The 4,337-nt window shown below is 62.5% G+C and carries 3 protein-coding genes and 1 pseudogene; 2 read left to right on the forward strand and 2 right to left on the reverse strand.

The window, feature by feature from the left end:
• Positions 1–314 (reverse strand): annotated as a pseudogene (locus MRY75_RS19610) (hypothetical protein); the annotation flags it as partial.
• A 10-nt stretch (positions 315–324) separates the two neighbouring features.
• Positions 325–1,044 carry a division plane positioning ATPase MipZ gene (locus MRY75_RS19615; protein WP_292309663.1) on the reverse strand — a complete coding sequence of 240 codons (720 nt, stop codon included), beginning with the start codon at positions 1,042–1,044 and terminating at the stop codon, positions 325–327.
• A gap of 552 nt (positions 1,045–1,596) precedes the next feature.
• Between MRY75_RS19615 and mobC the strand changes: the two genes are divergently transcribed.
• Both mobC and MRY75_RS19625 read left to right on the forward strand, forming a co-directional pair.
• On the forward strand, positions 1,597–2,184 hold the full coding sequence (gene mobC / locus MRY75_RS19620) for a plasmid mobilization relaxosome protein MobC (protein ID WP_292309664.1): 588 nt from the start codon (positions 1,597–1,599) through the stop codon (positions 2,182–2,184).
• Positions 2,102–4,337 (forward strand): relaxase/mobilization nuclease domain-containing protein (locus MRY75_RS19625; protein ID WP_292309665.1); only part of this gene is annotated, 2,236 nt, incomplete at its 3' end. The genes mobC and MRY75_RS19625, both read left to right, overlap by 83 nt.

Here is a 4,337-nt window from a genome sequence, read left to right on the forward strand (position 1 = left end):
GCTTCCTGTCGTTCGAGTGCGTTGACCCTGATGTCGATCTTCCGGGTCGGGCTCAATGCGCGCGCCGATACGGGAGCTCTCAGGCTGGTATGCGGGTCAGAGCTTTCCGCGGTGACTTGGTGCGGCGCCACGGCACCTTCCGGCACACGCTCTGACCCGTGCCGATCCGCGTCAACGTCAGCGGCTGGGGTGCCTGTCTTTGTTGCTGTGACCTGTGCCTCATCTTCCTTCCCGGGAATCTCGCGGTCACCCTGTTGCAGGGTGGCGGCGTAGGCTGGGTCGGGCCTGGTGATGGTCGGGATCTTCTTGCGCAATCGACTGTCCTCACGCAGCAAGAATATTGTTGAGGATGTCCGTCGCCTCCTCGAGCGCCTCGACGACATGACGTACATGTGGACGCATCAGAGGGTTTGGATCAGATTGCTTTTCCAGCGCCAAGGCGTGGAGAAGCCCCTTCTGGTCCATCTCCTTGTAGGTGTTCCGCCGCATCATGACGGTCTCAATCACCGGAAAACGGGTGAGCGCTTCTTCAATCAGGCCCGCGTCAGCACGGGTCGTTTTCGGGTCAACCATGTTGAGGACGACGTGGTGGCGCGGCAGGCTGGAGGGGTCGTCAACACGGGATTTCAGCTTCTCATACCAATCGGCAGTCTGTGCGCCGACATCGAAATCAGACGTCGACAGCATGACGGGCGTCACGATGTGGTCCGCAAGCACCGCGATGCCGTCTGACCATTCGGCACCGACCCCTGCGGTATCGATAAAGATGAAGTCTGCCGTGCCTGCCATGTAGACCTGATCGATCTGATCCTCGACACCCGCCACGCTTTCGACGGTGGCCGAGCAGAGAAGCGGCGAACTCAGCCCACCGGCTTGCGCCCGAGTATGCCAGGCCCCGAGTACCCTCGTGCTGTCCGTGTCGATCAACATCACTCTGCGTCCGGCGGCGATCGCGGCGCTGATCAAGGCGCGCGAAAGCGTCGTTTTTCCACTGCCCCCTTTCCGGGCCATCGCTGCGATCACCACAAGATTTTCGTTCGGCATTCTGATCCTCCGCAAAAATAGTGAATCGCAACGATAATGCTAAAGTGTCGCTAATCGCATGAGGCGGAGGGGTCAAGCAGAAGTCGGGATGCGACCCGCGTTTGGCATGCAGCGGGCGGCGTTGTGCGATGACCGTGCAACGTCTGCCGTGGCGCCGTCAGCATTCGTCGCGGGGCATCACACACCCGCCAAATGTCGGGATACGCTTGGCGATGCGCTTCGGACAGAATGCAGGTGACGGTTAGCGCGCTCCAGACGACGGGAGGCAGTCTCGCGTATGTCGTTCTGCGGGTGACGCGAGACTGTCAGCACGCAGCAAAACCCGTCTTGCGGGGTGCAAGAGACGGGGCGCAAAAGACGCGATGCGCGATGCGGAGACCGCATCGCGTGGTGCCATGAGCGCGACGCGCGATCCATTTGACAAAGGACGGGAAATCGCCCCAGCAGGGCGATTTTCTACATTGAGTACAAGCCCTTATGGCCGACTCCACTTGCGTTGGGAGTCGGCGGGCTTGTACGAAGTTGGCAAGAAATAGGAACGTTAACTTCAAAATGCCCCGCCGTCGTAGACTGTCAGAGATCGAACGATCGACCATCGCCCAGGACCGCCGGAACGGCGTTTCCGCGGCGTCATTGGCCGCGCGCTACGATGTCAGCCTGAAGACGATCTACAACGTGGTGAACCACTGGGGTGAGCGTCAGACAGCGAACTGCAGCCGATCGCGGGTTGTGGGGATCCGGGTCTCGGACGACGACCTGCGCCGGTTCGACGAGGCGCTGTCGCGGCGCGGGATTGCGCACCGCTCGGATGCAATGCGCCGCCTGATGCTGGCGGCCGAAGGTGTCTTCCTGCCCGACGACGAGATGTGTGACGAGTTGCGCAGCCTCGGCGCCGCGCTCAACCGGGTCGGCAACAACGTGAACCAGATCGCGCGACGTCTGAACGAGGCCAAGGTGCGGGGCGAGACACTGTCCTACCCGGCCTCAAGTCACCGTGACGTCCGCGCCCTTGCGGGTCTGGTCTTCGATCTGTCCGACCAGGTCCAGGAGATGTCGCGTGCGCGGCGCAGCCTGCTGGACCTTGAGATCAGCTCTGCCCTGGCGGGCCTCGCCGAGAGGAATTCGAATGGCGCGGAGTGACCGGGTCCGGGGCATCGACCCGGCGCTATTTGACCGCGGCTGGAGCCGGGTTTCGGGATCCTGGCAGGGGCTTTCCAAGGGCGCGCAGATGGTTCGGGCCGCGCGCGGCTATTCGCCAGCGATCTTCAAGGCTATCTCGAAAGGGGGCTGCCACACCGGGGCGCAGCTACGGGCGCAGCTCACATATCTTACGACGAAGTCGACCCATATCCTCGACAGTCGCGGCACCCATGACGGGAAGAAGCAGCTCTCGGAAGCCGAGATCAACCGAGTGGCGCGGCGGTTCGAGAACCAGTGGAACGAGCGCTACAGCCCCAAGCTTGGCCATACGTCGCATCTGCTGATGGCATTCCCCGTTGGAACCAGCGGCGAGGAGGTGCGCGATATCACCCAGGCGGTCTGCGAGAAGTTCTTTCAAGGTGAGGGGTCGCAATTCGACTATATTGCTGCAATACACCAAGATCGCGCGCATCCACATGCGCATATCGTTCTGAACCGCCGCAGCAAGGATGGCGAAATGTTCTTTCTCGGGAAGGATCATCACTTCAACTACGACGCCTTTCGCGAGGCGATGGTCGAGGCGGCCCAAGTTCATGGGATCCGCCTTGAGGCGACGCGCCGTCTGGATCGCGGCGTCACGACCTACCGCGCCGAGATCGATGAAATCTACAAGGCCCGCGACGAAGGTCGTCCCCCAGTCGAGCGCCAGAGAACCGGTGCTGACCTGGCGGCCGCTCTGGAAACCGTCAGGCATAACGCGTTGATCTACCGCGGGCTCGCGGCGGAGGCGTCACGCTCGAATTTCGAAGACGTGGCCGAGGCGCTCGAGAAGGCCAGCACCATCCTTGCCAGCGGCGGTCAGATTCAATCTGACGGAGCCATCTACATGTCCCAAGACGAAGCAGCGTTCGACACGCTGATCACCGAGTTTTCTCAGAACATTCGCCAGATCGAGGCGGCGATCGACAGGGCGCCGGCGGCCGAGAGGCCGGTGATCGAGCGCAAGCTGACCGACGTTCTGGCCTCGGTCGCGCATTTGAACCCGCTCGGGGATCGCTCCGCCGCCCTGGTCGATGCCCCATCCCGGGACGGCATCTATGCAAGGCCGAACTTAAGTGAAGAACACCTCGCGCGTCTTGACGATGGAGAGGTGGCACCAAAGCTGGCCGAGGCGTTGCAAGGCATTGGCATCGATGCCGAGGCTGTGGCCGCGCGCCTGCGGGAGGGGGCAGGCAATGCCGCATTGGAGCGCCAGTGGCTGGCACAGGATCTGCAGGGGATTGCCAAAGCAAGCGACCTCGATCTGGAGAAATCTGCGGACCGGGAAGAAGCGCTCGACCGGCTGGAAGCCGTGCATGCTCGGATGGGCGATGTCCTGACCGACGTACGCGTCCTTCGCGCGCCAACCGAGATCGACGAGGTGGACGACGCTGCGCCAGCGCTCGGCGAGCGGTTGGCGGCACAAGGGGGTGATCTCGCGCAAGACGGGTCCGACATCTTTGCCCCATCGGAGCGGCAGGCGTTCAGAGCGCTGGTGGCGCAGTTCCGTCGGACGGATTTCGATCATCCGTTCTCCGACGACCCGTCTGTAAGGCGGGCCGGCGCCGTGGAGGTTGAAGAGGCCCGCGTCGCGTTCGACGCCTATGCGCAGAGATCTCCGCAACATGCCGAATTGGCCTCGATGGCTTGGGAACAGATGACTGACAGTCGAATGCCGCCGCAATATGCGGTATCGGAGCAGGACCGCACGCTTCATGCTGGCGACATGGACCTCGCCTTGCGGGATCCTTCGGATCATCTCGGTCCGATCACCGAAGAGCTCCGCACCCTCGCCCGCTATCGCACGGAGATGCCGGATGACGAGTTCGGGCAGGCCGTCCAGGACGAAATCAATCACCTTCGTTCGCTCGGCGCGTCGCGTGCCTATATCAGCGAACGCAGTTTCGAGATCGAGGACCAGGCGCGACAAGACTACGCCGAGCGCCGGTATCTGGAAGAGACCGCGCCAACCGTCATGGCCTTTGTGCGAAACGCCGACGTCGAGGGCCCACTCTCCGAGTCAGAGCAGCAGGACATCGTCCAGCAGATAAACGAGCGACTAAGCCCCGACGCAATCGACGCGCTGCGGGCGGGAAATGCGGACGTCCTGGACA

It is taken from the genome of Marivita sp., assembly GCF_022763305.1.
In the GTDB taxonomy this organism is placed as follows: domain Bacteria; phylum Pseudomonadota; class Alphaproteobacteria; order Rhodobacterales; family Rhodobacteraceae; genus Marivita.

Excerpts from the sequence above, each read along its gene's own strand:
- MRY75_RS19615 (WP_292309663.1), bottom strand. The coding sequence starts at position 1,044 with ATGCCGAACGAAAATCTTGTGGTGATCGCAGCGATGGCCCGGAAAGGG.
- mobC (WP_292309664.1), top strand. The coding sequence starts at position 1,597 with ATGCCCCGCCGTCGTAGACTGTCAGAGATCGAACGATCGACCATCGCC.